The organism is Streptomyces sp. NPDC052040 (assembly GCF_044548405.1).
GTDB lineage: Bacteria > Actinomycetota > Actinomycetes > Streptomycetales > Streptomycetaceae > Streptomyces.
Map to the genome: position 1 here is coordinate 769583 of NZ_JBIUBV010000001.1, position 17031 is coordinate 786613.

Below are 17031 nucleotides of genomic sequence, written 5' to 3' on the forward strand. Positions count from 1 at the left end.
GGAGCCCGGCCGAGACGCACGGGCGAAAGCCGAGGCGCACGGGCGAAAGCCGAGGCGCACGGGCGGGAGCCGAGGCGTACGGGCGGGGGAGGGCCCCGGCCCGATGGCCGGGGCCTGAGGTGCGGGCCGTGCGGGTCACACGTGCGGGCGGTGGCCCCTCTCCTGGCGGGGAAAGGTCTGGTCGGCACCGGGCAGGGTCGGCTTCGGGAGGGTCGCCACTTCTTCCTTCGCCTTCTCCAGTTGCTCCGCCGTGTCCTGGGGGAGCCGGGGAGCGCGGGGGCGGACGTCGGTGAAGCGGAAGGCGGACGTCAGGTCACCGAAGGCCGAGCGCCGCCAGTCGCTGATGTTCGACTCCTCCACACCGGTGAAGCCCTCCAGGAACTGGAGCGCGGAGGTGTGGTCGAAGGTCTCGGAGGCCACCCAGCCACCCACCGTCCATGGGGAGATGATGATCGCCGGAACGCGGAAGCCGCCGCCGATGGGCAGTCCCTGGATGAACTCGTCCTGTGTGCCCGCGGGCGGGGTCGGCGGGGCCACATGGTCGAACAGGCCGTCGTTCTCGTCGTAGTTGAGGATGAAGGCGGTCTTCCGCCACACCTTTGGATTGGACGCGATCGCTTCGATCTTGGAGGCGACGAAGTCGGCTCCGGCCGCCGGGAGATAGTCCGGGTGCTCCGACTGGTAGCTGGTCGGCATGATCCATGACACCGCCGGAAGTCGGTCGTTGCGGGCGTCGTCCTCGAAGGTGCCCTCCGGCTGGGGCCGCACGCCCCGCTCGTACAGGTCCGAGCCCGGCTGCGCGTTCTTGAACGCGGCGAACTGCTCCAGCATGTTGCAGCCGTAGTCGTCGTCCTGCTGGTACACCTTCCAGCTGACCCCGGCCGCCTGGAGCCGCTCGGCATACGTCGTCCAGCGGTACGGCGTGGGGGCGACGTTGCTGGTGATCGGGCCGCCCCGGGTGCCGCCCGGGTCGATCGAGCCGCTCATCCACATCAGGCGGTTCGGCCAGGTGGGGCCGAACACCGAGCAGAAGTAGTGGTCGCAGATGGTGAAGGTCTCGGCCAGCGCGAACTGGAACGGGATGTCCTCGCGCGTGTAGTACCCCATCACATAGGGGCCGTTGACGCCGTCGGCCTTGCGGTGGGCGGGCAGCCACTGGTCCATCTTCCCGCCGTTCCACGCCTGGTGCTGCACGGACCAGGCGTGCGAGGTGGAGGGGATGGCCTGTGCGCTCGAGGAGTGGGTGTCGAGGTGGAAGGGCAGGAGATAGCCCTTCGGGTTCTGGGCGTCCGGCTGGTAGAAGACGCTGCGGCCGGTGCCGAGCTTCAGGGCGTGGGGGTCGGCGAAGCCGCGGACGCCCGAGAGGGTGCCGAAGTAGTGGTCGAACGACCGGTTCTCCTGCATCAGCATGACGACATGCTCGATGTCGCGCAGGGAGCTGCGCTTCGGCGGTTCGGCGGCGACGGCCTTGCGGACGCTTGGGGGGAGGAGGGAGAAGGCCGCGGCGCCGCCCAGCGCGCCGGCGGCCGAGCCCAGAAGTCTACGACGGGTCAACTCGGCCATGAATGCCCCTACTTGAGGAGGAGGAAGCGCTCTTCGGAGTGACGCTCGGTCCGCATGGGACACGGACCCTGGACCACTCTCCGCCCGGCGCGCCTCGGGCCGTCAGGGGCAAGGAATGAACATGTGGCCAACGTGCGGGAAGGGATTGGTCAAGCAGTGCCCCATGTCACCGGGGCCTCGCTCGACCGCTGCCCCGGATGGGGGAACGCCGACCGGGCCGCGGGAAGCGAGCGACGTCGGCTCCCCGACCGGACCCGCCCTACGGCGCTACGGCCTGCCTACGGCGCTACGGCCTGCCTACGGTGCTACGGCCTGCCTACGGTGCTACGGCCCAGGGGTAGGGCGGCAGGCCAGGGCCAGGGGCAGGCGCAGACGCAGACGCAGACGCAGACGCAGAGCCGAGAGCCGGGGCCGGGAGCCGGAGCCGGGGCCGGGGCCGGGGCCGGGGCCGGGGGAGTGGGGCGGCGCTCTCGTCGCCGGGGCGGTGCGTCGCCCGCTTCACCCGGTCGGCTGTGCAGGTGCTCGGCCGGGACGTCCACCCTGTCGGAGGGGAAGGAGGCGCCGCGCGAGGCGGCCCCGGCCGCTCTGTGCCCGGTCATCCGGGGGACGACGACGGCGCCCCCCGGGGGACCGGTGGGGCGCCTCAGTGCGGTGTGCCCATAGCTCACCATCTCGCTTTTGCGGTGATCGACACGCGGGTGGCTCGGCAAAGGATTAGCGTGGGTCACGGACACGCCGGTCACGTCTTTACAGACCGGAACCCCGGCCCGATTCCGGCGGGCCGGGGTTCTCGTTGTGTGGTCACGCGAGTGACCCTGTCAGTCGTCGTAGCCGCCCTTGTCGCCGCGACCGTATCCGTCACGGTGCACGACTCGGAAGCTGCCCACCACGCCGTGCTTGACCTTCACGCCGCCCTTGATGTGACGGGGGAAGAGGCCGTTGCTGGAGCTGTGGGGGCCGACCGTGGCGATGGGAGAGCCGTTGTCGCAGGTCGCACCACTGAAGACCTCGACGACCTTCTTGCTGTCGTTGCGGACGTTGAGGCTGTTCGCCCCGAGGCCGCTGACGACCGTGATGCAGCCGTTGTCGTGGGCGGAGTACTCCCGCTCGTTGATGTAGACGCGACCCTCGTAGTGGCCCTTGTGGTCGTTGTCCTCGTTGTCGTTGTCGTGGTCCCGACCCTCGTTGCCCTTCGAGTTGTCGCCGTAGCTGTTGCCGTTGTTGTTGCCGTTGCCGCTGTTGCCCTGGGGGTAGACCGGGGCAGCCGGGGCACCGGCCGCCGGAGCAGCGGCGGGGGCGGGGGCCGCGACGGCAGCCGCCTGAGCCGGCTCGGAGGCGGCGTTGGCGTAGGTGATACCGGTGGCCACCAGGGCCGCGCCGGCCGCCAGCGCGGCGGTCACCACAGTGGAACGCGTTGCCATGTTGTTTCTCCTGTCTGAGAGACGTCGGCTGTGAGCCGATGCGAGATTGAACGTACAGATCATCTTCTGGTGTGTCATATCCGACATGCTGAAAATATGACGAACAATCCGTTTGGAGTAGAGATGACGCTGACGCCTCGTCATTACCGTGACCGGAAACCGCGTCGGCCGCACTTCGTTCCGGGTCCTCGAAGGGCCGGTCGGGCGGCCCGGAGCAGTGCCTCTGAGGCCGACTCAACTGTCTCCGGGAAGGTGGAAGGTGACGCCTCGTACGACCCTCCGGACCTGGGAAATCGCTTGTGGGGGAGTGGAGTTGCCGGAGGGTCCGGAGGGGGCGGCGCGCGCGGCGGACGGCCGGGCGGGTCGACGGGAGGGCGCCCCGGGTGACGGGGGCCGGAGGTGATCGGGGCGCGCATCCGGAGGGTGCTCGCGGCGAACGGGTGAAGTGGTCGTTGTGTCGGCGTGTCGTGACCTCCGGGCCCGGGCCCGGAGCCCCGTGTCGTGTCGGCCGGGACGGTCCGGTGGGCGTGTCGCGTCCTCCGGGCCGTCCCCGGAAGCGGTGACACGCCGACAGGCAGGGTGACGCGGGCGCTCCTATGCTGACGACGGGTTTCGTGGCCCGCGTTCCGCGCGGGGGCGCGGGCCCGCTCACGGTGGGAGTCGGCTCATGGCACGTGTGCGTGGACGGTTGCGTAAGGGCGTGGCGATCGTCGCCGCGTTCGGGGCCCTTGGGCTGCCCCTTGCCGCCGGAGCCGTATGGGGGGCCATGCGGGAGGCCGAACAGGGGGAACCCGCCGCGGTGACCGTCACCATCGGCGTCCCCCGTCTGCCCGGTTCCGTCTCGCCGCGACCCGAGGATGTGCCGTCCCTCGGCCCCGATGTGCAGCGGCGGCTCGATGCGGCCGTTCAGGGGATCATGCGGGTCGCGCATGTGCCCGGGGTGACCGTGGGGCTGTGGACGCCCGGAAAGGGCAGCTACGTACGTTCGTTCGGGGTCGCCGACAGGAGCAGCCACCGTCCGATGACGCCGGACCTGCTGATGCGGATCGGGAGCGAGACCAAGACGTTCACCGTGACGGCCCTGCTCCGACTGGTCGACCGGGGGAAGGCGGGTCTGGACGATCCGGTCTCGAAGTACGTCGACGGCGTGCCGGGCGGCAGCAGGATCACCCTGCGCCAGCTGGCCGGGATGCGCAGCGGGCTCTTCAACTACTCCGAGGACCCGGCCTTCCTCAAGGCGCTCACCTCCGACCCGCACCACTCGTTCACGCCGCGGGACCTGCTCGGATACGCCTTCAAGCACCGTCCGCTGTTCCCGCCCGGACGGCAGTTCGACTACAGCAATACCAATCTGATCCTGCTCGGCCTGGTCGTGGAGAAGGCGGGCGGCCAGCCGCTCGGAGAGTTCATCCAGAAGAACGTCATCCACCCGGCCCGCCTGGGCCATACGAGCTTCCCGACGGAAGCCGCCTTCCCGGGACCGCACGCCGAGGGGTACACGGAGCAGACCGCGAGCGGGAAGGCCGGGACCGCGACCGACTGGAATCCCTCCTGGGCCTGGGCGGCGGGCGCGATGATCTCCGATCTGGGGGACCTGCGGAGCTGGGCCCGCACGGTGGCCACCGGCATCCTGCCCGACGGCACCGCCCTGGTGAGCCCGGCCTTGCAGCAGCAGCGGCTCATCGGCTCCCCGACCTCGGTCGCCGGAGCCGGGTACGGGCTCGGCATCTTCGAGGTGCAGGGCTGGATCGGCCACAACGGCTCACTGCCGGGCTATGAATCCCTGGCCGTTTTTCTGCCGCCCGCGCGAACGACCCTCGTGGTGCTGCTGAACAGTGACGTCCGCAAGGACGGCCAGGAGCCCAGCTCCCTCCTCGGCGAGGCCATCACCAGGATCGTCACCCCGGACCACGTCTTCAGCCTGCCCGAGCAGCCGGCCGCCGGGTAGGGCCCTGGCCGGCCCCGCGTCCTGGTCGAGCCCGCGCCCTGGTCGAGCCCGCGCCCTGGTCGAGCCCGCGCCCTGGTCGAGCCTCCGCTCCCGTCGCGGCCGAGCCCGGCTCCCACGCCACACCCGCCCCCTGGCGCGTGGCTCACATCACAGGTGCTCAGCAGCCAATCGTGAAGCGGGACTTCACATCTTCATGGCATGCTCACGATTTGTTACCCGTCGGTATGACCCACCGTCGGGTTCTTGCTGCAACCCCCCACCACCTCAGGACAGAATCTTGCGTATCCGCAAGGGGCACCTGCGTGCCCTCATGCCCGTACTCACCGCGTCCGCCCTGCTGTTCGCCTCCGGCTGTGCATCGGGGTCCGGCCCTTCCACCGCCTCGGGCGCGACGCCCGCCGACCGCGCGGAGGCCTCCGCCGCGGCGGCCGACGACGCCGACGGCACCCTCGCGGTCAAGGCGGCACCCGCCGCCGCATCCACCGCGCTCGCCCGCCCGGGTGACACCGGCACTCGGGCCCGGCGCGCCGCCCTCAAGGTGAGTTCGTACGACCGCCATACCGGACGGGCCGTCATCTCACAGACGGTCAGACAGCCGCCCGCCCCCTCCGCACCGTCCACGGTCACCGGTTCGACCACCCCGTCGGCAACGCCTTCGGCCACTCCCTCCGGACCGCCTTCCGCCACCACGTCGAGCGCTCCCGGCCGGACCGCCGAGCCGGGCCGAAGCACCGCGCCCGCGCGGATCGCCGTCGGTGACGTCATCGCCAGCGCCCCCGCGCCCGGCGCCCCGCAGGGCCTCCTCGCCAAGGTCACCCAGGTGATGGGGGAGACCGGCCGGGGCACCGAGGTGCAGACCGCGCCCACCACCCTCGACACCGTGCTCGGGGACGACAAGGCCAAGGGCACGGTCCCCGTCGACCCCTCGTCCTTCGACGTCGAGCGGCTGCTGCCCGATGTGAAGGTCTCCTGGGCCAGGACGGGCGGTTTCCACGCGGGACCCGAGGGTGCGAAGCTCCCGCTGGGCAGCCTGCGCGTCGACCTCCGCGCCGGTGTCCCCACCCCCGCGGGCGCTCCGGTGCACGCGGACGCCACCGTCGCCGGGTTTGTGCAGGTCGCGCCCGAGGTCGACTTCTCCTACGGCGGGGGCGGTTCGTCCGGCTCCGCGGCGGGAGCCGGACACTCCGGGCCGGCCTCGGCGTTTCTCGGCGTGTCGGGCAACTGGACCTCGCGCTGGTCGTTGAAGGGCCATGCCGGGGCAGCCGGGGGGCCGGTGCGGGTGCCCTTCGCCAAGCTCCATGCCGACCCCGTCCTCCAGGTCGGTTCGGTCCCCGTCGTCGTCAACCTCGATCTGACGTGCTACTTCGAGGTCAGCGGTGACGGCAAGGTGAGCGTCGCGGTGGAACAGGACCTCAAGGGCGACTTCAAGGCCGGTGGCACCTACGCCCCGGGCAAGGGCTGGACGCCGGTCGACGAGTCGACGATGACGGGCACCCCGGTGAGTGCCTCCCTCACCGCCGCGGGGCACGCCCGGGCGACGCTGGGCGCGCAGGCGGCCGTCGGGCTGTACGGCGCGGTGGGTGTCACCGCCGACCTGGCGCCGTATCTGCGGGGCGAGGCACAGGTGGCGGCCAGCGCGGCGGTGGACACGGGCGGGCACCCCACGGCTGCCGCGACCGGGGCATGGGCCGTGTACGGCGGTGTCGATCTGAGCGGTGCGCTGCGCCTTCAGCTGTCGATCTTCGGTACGCCCGTGCTCCAGCGCACCATTCCGCTGGGCTCCCTCCACCGCGAGTGGAAGCTCGCCTCGGGCGCCGTCTGACGGCGCCTCCGGCCGTTCCCGTCCGGCGCTCGATGCTGGGCACTCGGCACTCGGCACTCGGCACTCGGCGCTCGGCGTCTGCGTCCGGCCGTTCCCGTCCGGCGGTCGGCGGTCGGCGCTCGGCGTCTGCGTCCCGGCCGTTCCCGTCCGGCGGTCGACGCCCGGCGTCCGCGTCCGGCCGTTCCCATCGGCGACGTACGCCCGGCGAGCGCGTCCAGTCGTTCCCATCGACGACGTACGCCCGGCGAGCGCGTCCAGTCGTTCCCATCGGCGACGTACGCCCGGCGTCCGCGTCCGGCCGTTCCCATCGGCGACGCACGCCCGACGGGAACGGCCGGACACCCCGGGTCCCCGCCCGTCCATGGGCCGCCCGGTGAGGGTGCCGGGCGGCCCGCTCCCACCTGGGCGGGGCGGCCCCCCTGCGTCCCACGGGACGTTCCGGGCATCCCCGGAACGGGGGAAACGGAATGGGGGACCCCCGATACGGAAACGCTGGGCGACGTGAGATCACGCCTTGTGATCGGAAACGTCAGCTCGGAGGTTTCCATGATTCGTCGGACACTTCAGGGCGGCCTGCTCGCCGCGGTCGCGATGCTCTCGCTCGTGCCCACGGCCGCGGTCGCCGTGGAGGGCGACCGGGCCGCCCCGGCGCCGGCCGTCGCGACGGTCCCGTACCGCCCGCACGCGCTCCCCGTCGCCGCCCGGCAGATGCCGGTCCGTCCCCACGCCCGCCCCTCCGCACTCTGCCACCGCTCCGTCCGCCACATCCGGCACGTCCGCCGCTACCGCTACGGCTGCCAACTGCGCCACGTTCCACGCACCATGCACCACCGCTACGGCACGCACACCGCGTACCGCCGCCGCATCGGCTATGCCACGGGCGCCACGTACCGCCACCGCATCGGCTACGTCACGGGTGCGACCTACCGCCGCCACTGCCGCCATGTCGCGGGCACGGCGTACCGGCATCACTCCCACCGGGTCGTCGGGCGGGTCGCCACGCGCTCCGTCCCGCTGAACATCCGCTCCGGCCCCGGCACCGGCTACCGCGTGGTGGGCCGCCGTCACGCCCAGGGGCGCCTGCTGCTGGTCTGCGAGCGGCACGGTTCGTATGTGCACGGAAGCGGGCGGTGGTACCGGCTCGCGCACGGCAGGGGCTATGTGTCCGCCCACTACGTCCGCACCCGGGGTGTCGTCCCCTGGTGCTGACACGCCCGACTCCCCTTCCCTGAAAGGGTGCCTGCCCGGTCACCTGTGCGTACCGGGCAGGCCCTCGGCATGCCCGGCGCCCGGCAACTCGCGCTGTTCATACCGGTTTCCAGGTGTGGCGGGACCGGTGCCCCGGGAACACATCCTGACAAGCACGGGTGAACCGCCCATTGCGGAATCGGCGTTGAGGGACGGATCATGCGAGAGCCCCAAGGACCCAGACCGTGAAGCCCGACTCGGCGCGGACGGCGGGACCCTGGCGTTCGGCGGCGGCCCCGGCGGCCGAACCGGCCGAGCCGGAGCAGGCGTTCGTGGCGGAGCTGCGCGGTCTGAAGGAGCGTACCGCTCTCAGTCTCGCGGCCCTCGCCGCGCGCACTCCGTACAGCAAGTCCGCCTGGCACCGCTATCTCAACGGCGCCCAGCGGCCGCCCCGTTCGGCCGTGGAGGCGCTCGCCCGTCTCGCCGGTGCCGACCCGGGCCCCGTCCTGGTGCGGTGGCGGGAGGCCGGGCGGTGTCAGGGCCGGCAGGAGCCCGCGGACGGCACCACGCCGCCGTCCGACCGGTCCCGGCGGCTGCGCCTGTCGGTGCTCGCCCTGGCCGTCGTGGTGGCTGCGGTCGCACTCACCCTGGTCGCGGCCCACCGTTCGGGCACGCCGTCGGGCCGCCCGGCCGCCGTCTCGCCCCGCTGCCGGGGCGCCTCCTGTCAGGGGCAGTTGCCCGATGTCTCCGCCTGCGACCGGGACGCGCAGACCAAGAGTTCGGTGCGGGACACCTCCTACGCGGTACGGCTCCAGTACTCGCCGTCCTGCGGCGCCGCCTGGGCCGAGGTCCGGGCGCGGGCGACGGAGGCCCGCGTCATCTCCGTACGCTCGGGGCGGGATGTGCTCTCCGCTGCCTATCCGGGGGACGGTACCGGAGGCTCCAGCAGTCCCATGCTGGCCGTCCATTCACTCGAAGGGGTGGAGGCGTGCGCTGAGGTTGACGGCAAGGTGGCCTGTACCGGCCTCGATGCCGACCCCGACGAGGCACGCTGAACGGATGATCGGCCCGGGGCGTGCGCCCGGAGTGCGCCGCGGTCGCGCTTCGGCCCTGAGGGAATTCCTACATGTTGTAGGGTTTGGCTCGTCCGTCCGGCCGCCGTCGGCCGGTCCTTCGTCGCCGATCGGGGGATCCGCGTGCAGGAGTCCGACGAGCCCTCACCCGTGGCGGGTCCGACCTTCGAGCGGATGGTCGACCGGGCCCTGGACGCCCCCGAGATCGCAGCCGTGCTCGGCTCCTCCGGTGCGATCCCCTCCCGCGACGAACTCCGTGAGCAGGCCCTCCGGGAGCGCCCCCGCCTTGTCGGCGCAGCCGCCTCCGAGTACGCCCGCTACCTCGCGGCGCGGGACGCCGCCGACCGTGAGGGGCCCGCGCGGGACGAGCAGCCGATGGTCGACACCGACACCCGTACGCGGAACCAGGACGCCGCCCCGGTAGGGGAGGGCCGCCCCCAGAAGGACATCTTTCCCGTGCTCGCCGTGCTGGTGCCGAGCCTCGGTGCCGCGGCCACCGGTGTGTTCCTGCTGTGCGGCTTCGGGCTGCGGGCCTTCGCCGTCCGTCCCCATATCGGCGACGGGCTCGTGATGGCCGGCGTGATCGCGGCCGCCGTGACGGCGGGAGCGGCCCTCGGGGACCTCGCCTGGATTCTGGTGACGAGCGCGCGAAGCCGCTCCGGGCTCCGCCGCGGCCCCGCGGCCGACCGTGACCCCGAGGTGTGCCGGGCCCGCGAGACCTGGGAGAACGCCCTGCTGGAACGGGGACTGGTCCCCTTCCTCCGCCAGCGCGCCGAGTCGGCGCGCACCGGCCCGGCCTACGCCGCCGAGGGGCGGCCCCGGGGCGCGGAGGACGGTGCCCGCTGACGGCCCGGACGGAACGCGGATCCTTGCCGGACTCCTACCTCGCCGGGTCACCATCGGGTCACTACGGAATGTAGGGTCGGTATAAGTGCCCGGGAGAACCAAGGGCAGACTGTCCCCGCCCCCGTGTCCGCTTCCGTCCACGCCGGTCGCTCCGGCTTCTCGTCAAGGTGAGTCATCGCGGTGCCCGCTCAACAAGATGCAGTGATCCCCCAGCAGCGCGCCCGGGACCCGCAGGGCGCGTCCGAGGGGCGAGTGCCGCTCCTTGTGCGCCTGCGCCCCGGCGCGGCCGCCGCCACGGTCTGGTACCTGCGGCTCCAGGCCCTGTTCAACACCGTCGCGGTCCTCTCGCTCCCCTTCCGCAACGAGGTCCACGCCCATAACGCGGGCCACTTCTTCACCCCCTATCTGGCCACCGCCGGACTGGTCTCGGCGGCCCTCGCGCTCTTCCTCGCCATGGTGATGAGGCGCCGCAAGCGGGCCGCGTGGATCTTCAACATGCTGCTGGCCGGACCGCTGTTCGCGCTCTATGTCCTCGCCCTCACCCAGGACGAGTACCGCCGCCATGCCTTCAACTGGATCTCCGTCCTGCTCACCGGCCTGTTCGTGGCCGCACTGCTGATCGGCCGCAAGGAGTTCCAGGCCGTCGGCGACCGCTCCAACCCGCGGCTCGCCCTGATCGTGGGCGCAGGCGGCATCCTGGTCAGCGGCGGTATCGGCACGCTGCTGGTGGACGCCACCAACAAGCTGTCCGGCGCCAACCTGACCGACAAGATCGCGTACACCCTGCTGCGCGGCGTGAGCGTCGGCCCGCTCGCCGACCGCATCGACGCCGTACACGCACCCCGCTGGGTCGACATCACCATCAACGTCCTGATGGCGGTCTCCTTCCTGCTCGTCCTCTACGCCTGCTTCCGCGCCCCCCGCGGCCGGGAACTCCTCGGCGACGCGGACGAACAGCGGCTGCGCGCCCTGCTCGCCAAGCACGGCGAGCGCGACTCCCTCGGCTACTTCGCGCTGCGCCGCGACAAGGCCGTGATCTGGTCCCCGAGCGGCAAGGCGGCCATCACCTACCGGGTGATCGGCGGCGTCACCCTGGCCTCGGGCGATCCCATCGGCGACCCCGAGGCCTGGCCCGGCGCCATCGACGCCTGGCTGGCGGAGGCCCGGCGCCACGCCTGGACCCCCGCCGTCATGGGAGCGAGCGAGGAAGCCGGAACGGTCTACGCCCGGCACGGCCTGGACGCGCTCGAACTGGGCGACGAGGCCATTGTGGAGGTCGCCGACTTCAGCCTCGAAGGACGCGCGATGCGCGTGGTGCGGCAGGCGCACAACCGGGTCCGGCGCGCCGGTTACACCGTGCAGATCCGCCGCCACGGCGACATCCCCGAGGCCGACATGGCCGCCCTGATCGAGAAGGCCGACCACTGGCGCGACGGCGGCAGCGAGCGCGGCTTCTCCATGGCCCTCGGCCGCCTCGGCGACCCCGACGACGCGCAGTGCCTGATGCTGGAGTGCCGCGACGAATCGGGCGAACCCCGGGCCGTGCTCAGCTTTGTGCCCTGGGGCGAGCACGGGCTGTCCCTGGACCTGATGCGGCGCGACCGCGGCTGTGAGAACGGCCTGATGGAGTTCATGGCGATCGAGCTGCTGCTGCGCGCGCCCGATCTCGGCATCAAGCGGGTGTCCCTCAACTTCGCGATGTTCCGCTCCGTCTTCGAACGGGGGTCGCGCCTCGGCGCCGGTCCCGTCCTGCGGCTCTGGCGCTCCGTGCTGACCTTCTTCTCCCGCTGGTGGCAGATCGAGTCCCTCTACCGCGCCAACGCCAAGTACCGCCCCGTGTGGGAGCCGCGCTTCCTGCTGTTCGAGAAGAGCAGCGACATCCCCCGTATCGGCATCGCCAGCGCCCGCGCCGAGGGATTCCTGACCGCGCCCAGCCTGCCGTCCCTCTTCCACCGGCGGCACACCCGCACCGGCGGACAGGGCCAGCCCCCGCTGGCGTACGACAAGGGTCATTGAGCGGCAAAGTTCCGGGCCCCGGGTGAGACGGGGCGCGCGGGACGACGTACAGCAGGGGAGGGGGACCGCGTCCCCTCTCCTGCCGTAGGCCCCTCCCGGAGGTACCCCGCACGTGACGTCCGTCAAAGCACCCCCGGCCCCGGTCGACCGGCGCCCCGACGAAGAGCCCGTGCAGGGCTGGCAGTTCACCTCCTCCCACGGCCTGATACTGCTGCTGCTTCTGCTGGTCGTCGGGCAGGGCCCCATCCGGCGGGCGCTGGGCGCGCCCGTGATGCAGAGCTGGATGACCGTGTTCCTCGCGGTGGTCGTCCAGGCCCTGCCCTTCCTCGTCCTCGGCGTTCTGCTCTCCGCGGCCCTCGCGGTGTTCGTCCCGCCCACTTTCTTCGCCCGCGCCCTGCCGAAGCGGCCCGCCCTCGCGGTACCGGCCGCCGGGCTGGCCGGGGCCGTGCTCCCCGGCTGTGAATGCGCCTCGGTGCCGGTCGCGGGGGCGTTGGTGCGCCGGGGGGTGACGCCCGCGGCGGCGCTGGCCTTTCTGCTGTCCGCCCCCGCGATCAACCCGATCGTGCTGACCGCCACCGCCGTGGCCTTCCCCCGCAACCCCGGGATGGTCCTGGCCCGGTTCGGGGCCAGCCTGCTGGTGGCCTGCGGGATGGGCTGGCTGTGGCAGCGGCTCGGACGCACCGACTGGCTGAAGATTCCGGCCCGCGCCTCCTACGAGGGCCAGAGCAAGGGCGCCGCGTTCTGGGGCTCCGTACGGCACGACGTGATGCACGCGGGCGGGTTCCTCGTCCTCGGCGCCATGGCCGCGGCGACCCTGAAGGCCGTGGCCCCCGCGGAGTGGCTGCGGACGGCGGCGGGCAATCCGGTGGTGGCGGTCCTCGCCCTCTCGGTGCTCGCCGTGCTGCTGTCCATCTGCTCCGAGGCGGACGCCTTCGTGGCGGCGTCGCTGTCCCAGTTCTCGCTGACCGCCCGGCTGGCGTTCCTGGTGGTGGGTCCGATGATCGACCTGAAGCTGTTCGCGATGCAGGCGGGCACCTTCGGGCGCTCCTTCGCCCTGCGCTTCGCGCCCGCCACCTTCGCCCTCGCGGTCCTGGTGTCGGTCGTGACCGGGGCGGTGCTGCTGTGAACCGCCAGGCACAAGCGGCCGTACTCTTCCTGGTCGGCGGCGCGATGCTGCACGCCGGCACCACCTCGCTCTATCTCCGCTACGTCAAGGCGGGCCTCCAGCCCCTGCTGCTCGCCGCCGGTGCTGTACTGATCGTGGCCGCCCTCACGACCGTCCACTACGAACTGCGCAGCGCACGGGAGGCCCGACGACGGCGGAACGGGGAAGAACCCCATGTCGGCGACGGTCATGTCGAAGACCGTCATGTCGACGACGGCCATGTCGACGATGGCCATGGCCATGGCCATGGCCATCACGAGCCGCGGATCTCCTGGCTGCTCGTGCTGCCGCTGTTCGCCCTGATCCTGGTCGCCCCGCCCGCCCTCGGCTCCTACAGCGCGCTGCGCGCCGGTACGGCCCTGCAACCGCCCCTTGCCTACCCGGCCGCCCTGCCGCCCCACGACCCCGTCCCGCTCAGCCTGGTGGACTACGCGGGCCGTGCGGCCTACGGCCACGGGCACTCCCTCGGTCGGCGCGAAGTGGAGATCACCGGCTTTGTCGCGCTGGACCACGGCGGGGCGCCGTATCTCGTCCGCATGGCCCTCAACTGCTGTGCCGCGGACGCCCAGCCCGTCAAGGTCGGACTGTCCGGCAAGCTGCCGCCCGTCCTGCAACCCGACTCCTGGCTCCAGGTCACCGGCACCTACACCGCCCGGCAGGCCAAGGACCCGGTCAACGGCGGCATCATCCCGTTCCTCGACGTCACGGCGGCCAAACCGGTCCCGGTCCCGAAGGACCCCTACGACGAGAGCTGGAACCAGTGAGGACGCAGGGGGCGTAGGCAGCAGAGGCCGCGGAGGTGCCGGATGACAGGATGGGGGAATGGCAACGGAACGGCCGTGGGCGGCTCATGATGATCTTCTCGCGGCGAAGGAGCGGGTGTACGACCCGAGCGGATTCTCCTGCACCGCGCCGACACCGGAGCCGGAAAGCGCCGAGTACGCGGCTTACGCGTTCACGCTGAACGGGCTCTCCGTCAGGTTCCGCGCGGCCAGGACCACCCCGACCAAGGCCGGTCAGTTCGTCACCGTCTGGCAGCGGTCCGCCGAAGGTCCGATCCGGCCTTTCGACGTGGCCGACTCCGTCGACCTCTTCGTCATCAGCAGCCGGGAGGGCGACCGGTTCGGGCAGTTCGTGTTCCCCCGGGAGGCGCTTTGTGCCAGGGGAATCGTCTCCCGGGCCGGTTCCGGCGGAAAGCGGGCGTTCCGGGTCTACGCGCCATGGGTGACCACGACAAGCCGCGCGGCCGGTGCCACTCAGGAGTGGCAGTCGGCGTACTTCCTGCCCCTCGTGGGCCTTGGCCCGGTGGACCTGCTGCGCGCCAGGGCCCTCTACGGCACCGAGCGCTGACCCCTCGGCGCCGTCGGACCCGTCGCACCGTCCCGCAGGGATGCGGGGCCACGCCGAACGGCGGTCAGACGAAGAAGGCGTTCATTCCGGGCACATCGGAGAGATAGGTCTCGATACTCGCGATCTTTCCGTCGACGAGACGGCAGACCGTGGCCAGGTACTCGTCCAGCACGGTGTCCTCCCGGCGCGCGGTGTTGTGCAGGGAGAGCGCCAGGTTCTCCCTGCTGACCAGCAGGTGCAGCAACTCGAAGTTCAGGCCGTACGAGGCGATCAGCCGGGCCCGCTCCACCACGGCGTCGGCACCCTGAGCCGTGCCCGAGATGGTGTTGTCGCCGGGCAGGGTCCAGGTGGCGTCATCGTGCAGCAGGGCCCGGATCCCGTCCCAGTCGCGCGAGATGAGGGCCTGATGGAAGCTGCGGCCGAGGGTGAGAGCGGCTTCGTGGGAAGACATGGCTGTCCTTTCGAACGGTACTAAAGCAGTTATCTCTGCTTTAGTCGCACTCTAGGCATGCCATCTCCTAAGGCGCAACCCTTTGCTTTAATGGTGGGGTGAATGCCGACGTACCGACGAAGCGCCCCGGTGGCCGCAGCAGCCGTGTCCGTGCCGCCGTGCACAGCGCCGCGGTCGCGCTGGTCGCCGAGCGCGGCGCCGACCAGGTGACCCTTCCCGCCGTGGCCCAGCGCGCGGGGGTCAACAGCAGTACTCTCTACCGGCGTTGGGGCACGCTCGGCGCGCTGCTGGCCGACATCGCCGAGCATCAGGGTGAAGCCGGTTCACCCCCGCTCGTCGGCGACCTGCGCACCGATCTGGAGAACCAGGCGGTCTGGACACTGGCGGAGCTCACCCGGCCCGGCGGCATCGCGTTCTTCCGGGCCGAGGTCGCCCCCGCCGTCGACGAGCGGCGCGCCGGACTGAGCGAGTGCCTGAACCGGGTCAGTGAACGCTTCCGTCCCGTCCTCGATGCGGCGCGGGAGCGGGGCGCGACGCCCCCGACCCTGGAACAGGTTCTGGACCGGATCGTCGCACCGATCTACTTCCGGGCCGTCTTCTCGATCCCCGACACGGACGAGGCGTACGTCCGCGGTCTCGCCGCGGACCTCCTCGGCGAGCCCCGGCACACACTCTGACCTCTGCCCGGTCCTGAGCTCTGCCCGGTCCTGACCTCCGCTGTCCGGATACGGCACTGTCTGCGTACGGCACTGTCTGGACAGGACTCCGCGCGTCCCACTACTCTGAAAATGAACTAGTCGTGGTTCGTGAGTAGAGGGCTGAGGTGACTACTGCATGCCGGTGGGTGAACCCTCCTCGGGCTGGCTGCGCGGTGTGCTGCCCTTGGCGCTCGCCGCCGTGTTGGCGCGGGGCGATCAGCACGGGTACGCGCTGGTTCAGCAGTTGGCCGCGCACGACTTCGGCACCATCCGTGGCGGCGCGCTCTATCCGGTGCTCGGCCGGATGGAGGCCGAGGGGCTGGTGGAGGCCCACTGGGAGCCCGGAGAAGGCGGACCGGGCCGCAAGGTGTACCGGCTCACCGACGCGGGGCGGGCCCGGCTGGCCGAGGAGACCGCGGGCTGGCAGCGCTTCTCCGTATCGATGGACCGATTGCTGAAGCAGGACATGGGGGAGGGGACGTGACGGACACGACCACGAGGTGGAAGGCCCGGCTGCGGCTGGCGCTGGCGGAGAAGTCGGTGGACGCGGAGACCGCCGACGCGGTGCTCGACGAGGTGGAACTGCACTGTGCGCAGAGCGGTGAGACGCCCGAGGACGCCTTCGGCGCACCGGAGGAGTACGCCGCCGAGGTGGCCCGCGAGCGCATACCGCTCGAAGAGCGCAGCGGTCGCCGCTGGGACGGTCCGACCCGCTCGGACCTCGCCTTCGCCGCCCTCGCCCAAGTGGGGCTGGCCGCCGTGTTGTCGGGCGTCTACCTGTGGGTCTGCGACGGAACCATGCTGACCGTGACCCCCGCGGGGCTGGCGGGTACGGCACTCACCGCCATCGCCCTGCTGTGCGCCTGTTGCGCGGCGGGCTGCGCCCGCTCCCGGATGCGCGGCGCCCTCGGCTGGGGAGTCGCCGCTCTTGGGGCGGTGCTGCTGGCCGCGACGGCCTTCACCACACTGCCGGGGACCTCGATCGGCCGGCTTCCCGCCCCGTCCCTGTGCGTCCTGGGTGTCCTGCTCCTCTGGACGGCCGCAGGCCACGAACCGGACCCGAACCGCGAGCAACGCGAGGTGAAGGCGCCGACCGGGCCCGCGGACTGGCTGACCGAACTGCCCCGACTGCTCGAAGAACGGCACGGACTCTCCCGCGCCCGCGCCAGTGAACTCACCAGAGAGGCCGCCCACCACCTCACCGCCACGGGCCACTCCGCCGAGGAGGAATTCGGACCCGTCGAGGTGTACGCGCTGCGGCTCGCCGAGGAGCAGACGCCACCCCGCGCACCGTGGTGGACGCGCGACGACATCCAGGCGGCCGTATTCACCGCCGTCTTCGCCACCTACCTGATCTCCAGCCTCAGCTCCCGGGGCCCCCTCTGGCAGACCGCACTGGCCGCCACCGCCCTGGCAATCGAACTGGCACTCCTGGCAACCCGTTTGCTGCGCAGGCGACGTACGGGCTCGGGCGCGCGGTAGTCACGAGC

The 17031-nt window shown here is 71.8% G+C and carries 15 protein-coding genes; 12 read left to right on the top strand and 3 right to left on the bottom strand.

The window, feature by feature from the left end:
- Nucleotides 1–135 precede the first annotated feature (135 nt).
- A complete protein-coding gene (locus ACIHAA_RS03235) occupies nucleotides 136–1563 on the bottom strand; it encodes an alkaline phosphatase family protein (protein ID WP_399812328.1) in 1428 nt (475 codons plus the stop codon).
- Nucleotides 1564–2381: 818 nt separating this feature from the next.
- Nucleotides 2382–2984, bottom strand: a complete 603-nt coding sequence (locus ACIHAA_RS03240; RefSeq protein ID WP_399812331.1) for a hypothetical protein — start codon at nucleotides 2982–2984, stop codon at nucleotides 2382–2384.
- 667 nt (nucleotides 2985–3651) lie between these two features.
- Here ACIHAA_RS03240 and ACIHAA_RS03245 point away from each other — a divergent pair.
- From ACIHAA_RS03245 to ACIHAA_RS03285, 9 genes are all read left to right on the top strand, one after another.
- On the top strand, nucleotides 3652–4932 hold the full coding sequence (locus ACIHAA_RS03245; protein ID WP_399812334.1) for a serine hydrolase domain-containing protein: 1281 nt from the start codon (nucleotides 3652–3654) through the stop codon (nucleotides 4930–4932).
- A gap of 277 nt (nucleotides 4933–5209) precedes the next feature.
- Nucleotides 5210–6754 (top strand): hypothetical protein, encoded by a 1545-nt coding sequence (locus tag ACIHAA_RS03250; RefSeq protein ID WP_399812337.1) that lies wholly within the window; start codon nucleotides 5210–5212, stop codon nucleotides 6752–6754.
- Nucleotides 6755–7300: 546 nt separating this feature from the next.
- Nucleotides 7301–7963, top strand: coding sequence for a hypothetical protein (locus ACIHAA_RS03255; protein WP_399812340.1), 663 nt, complete (start codon nucleotides 7301–7303; stop codon nucleotides 7961–7963).
- Nucleotides 7964–8187: 224 nt separating this feature from the next.
- The gene (locus tag ACIHAA_RS03260) at nucleotides 8188–8997 is read left to right on the top strand and encodes a DUF2690 domain-containing protein (RefSeq protein ID WP_399812343.1); all 810 of its coding nucleotides are present in this window, start codon (nucleotides 8188–8190) and stop codon (nucleotides 8995–8997) included.
- A 141-nt stretch (nucleotides 8998–9138) separates the two neighbouring features.
- Entirely contained in the window at nucleotides 9139–9861 is a 723-nt protein-coding gene (locus tag ACIHAA_RS03265) for a hypothetical protein (protein ID WP_399812346.1), read from the top strand.
- A 180-nt stretch (nucleotides 9862–10041) separates the two neighbouring features.
- On the top strand, nucleotides 10042–11877 hold the full coding sequence (locus ACIHAA_RS03270; RefSeq protein WP_399812349.1) for a phosphatidylglycerol lysyltransferase domain-containing protein: 1836 nt from the start codon (nucleotides 10042–10044) through the stop codon (nucleotides 11875–11877).
- Nucleotides 11878–11989: 112 nt separating this feature from the next.
- Nucleotides 11990–13003 (top strand): permease, encoded by a 1014-nt coding sequence (locus ACIHAA_RS03275; protein WP_399812351.1) that lies wholly within the window; start codon nucleotides 11990–11992, stop codon nucleotides 13001–13003.
- On the top strand, nucleotides 13000–13806 hold the full coding sequence (locus tag ACIHAA_RS03280; RefSeq protein WP_399812354.1) for a TIGR03943 family putative permease subunit: 807 nt from the start codon (nucleotides 13000–13002) through the stop codon (nucleotides 13804–13806). The genes ACIHAA_RS03275 and ACIHAA_RS03280 overlap by 4 nt, the downstream gene beginning before the upstream one ends.
- 58 nt (nucleotides 13807–13864) lie before the next feature.
- A complete protein-coding gene (locus tag ACIHAA_RS03285) occupies nucleotides 13865–14392 on the top strand; it encodes a MepB family protein (protein ID WP_399812356.1) in 528 nt (175 codons plus the stop codon).
- A 64-nt stretch (nucleotides 14393–14456) separates the two neighbouring features.
- On the opposite strand, the gene ACIHAA_RS03290 is transcribed toward ACIHAA_RS03285, so the two are convergent.
- A complete protein-coding gene (locus tag ACIHAA_RS03290) occupies nucleotides 14457–14843 on the bottom strand; it encodes a nuclear transport factor 2 family protein (protein ID WP_399812359.1) in 387 nt (128 codons plus the stop codon).
- A gap of 98 nt (nucleotides 14844–14941) precedes the next feature.
- Between ACIHAA_RS03290 and ACIHAA_RS03295 the strand changes: the two genes are divergently transcribed.
- The 3 genes from ACIHAA_RS03295 (at nucleotide 14942) to ACIHAA_RS03305 (ending at nucleotide 17023) form a co-directional block, all read left to right on the top strand.
- Nucleotides 14942–15520, top strand: a complete 579-nt coding sequence (locus ACIHAA_RS03295) for a TetR/AcrR family transcriptional regulator (protein WP_399812362.1) — start codon at nucleotides 14942–14944, stop codon at nucleotides 15518–15520.
- 157 nt (nucleotides 15521–15677) lie between these two features.
- Nucleotides 15678–16025, top strand: a complete 348-nt coding sequence (locus ACIHAA_RS03300) for a PadR family transcriptional regulator (RefSeq protein WP_399812365.1) — start codon at nucleotides 15678–15680, stop codon at nucleotides 16023–16025.
- A complete protein-coding gene (locus ACIHAA_RS03305) occupies nucleotides 16022–17023 on the top strand; it encodes a hypothetical protein (RefSeq protein WP_399812368.1) in 1002 nt (333 codons plus the stop codon). Before ACIHAA_RS03300 ends, ACIHAA_RS03305 begins: the two co-directional genes overlap by 4 nt.
- The last annotated feature ends 8 nt before the right edge of the window (nucleotides 17024–17031 follow it).

Bases quoted from the DNA above. Each gene is read 5' to 3' on its own strand.
- ACIHAA_RS03235 (WP_399812328.1), bottom strand. From the start codon at position 1,563: ATGGCCGAGTTGACCCGTCGTAGACTTCTGGGCTCGGCCGCCGGCGCG.
- ACIHAA_RS03240 (WP_399812331.1), bottom strand. From the start codon at position 2,984: ATGGCAACGCGTTCCACTGTGGTGACCGCCGCGCTGGCGGCCGGCGCG.
- ACIHAA_RS03245 (WP_399812334.1), top strand. From the start codon at position 3,652: ATGGCACGTGTGCGTGGACGGTTGCGTAAGGGCGTGGCGATCGTCGCC.
- ACIHAA_RS03255 (WP_399812340.1), top strand. From the start codon at position 7,301: ATGATTCGTCGGACACTTCAGGGCGGCCTGCTCGCCGCGGTCGCGATG.
- ACIHAA_RS03285 (WP_399812356.1), top strand. From the start codon at position 13,865: ATGGCAACGGAACGGCCGTGGGCGGCTCATGATGATCTTCTCGCGGCG.
- ACIHAA_RS03290 (WP_399812359.1), bottom strand. From the start codon at position 14,843: ATGTCTTCCCACGAAGCCGCTCTCACCCTCGGCCGCAGCTTCCATCAG.
- ACIHAA_RS03300 (WP_399812365.1), top strand. From the start codon at position 15,678: ATGCCGGTGGGTGAACCCTCCTCGGGCTGGCTGCGCGGTGTGCTGCCC.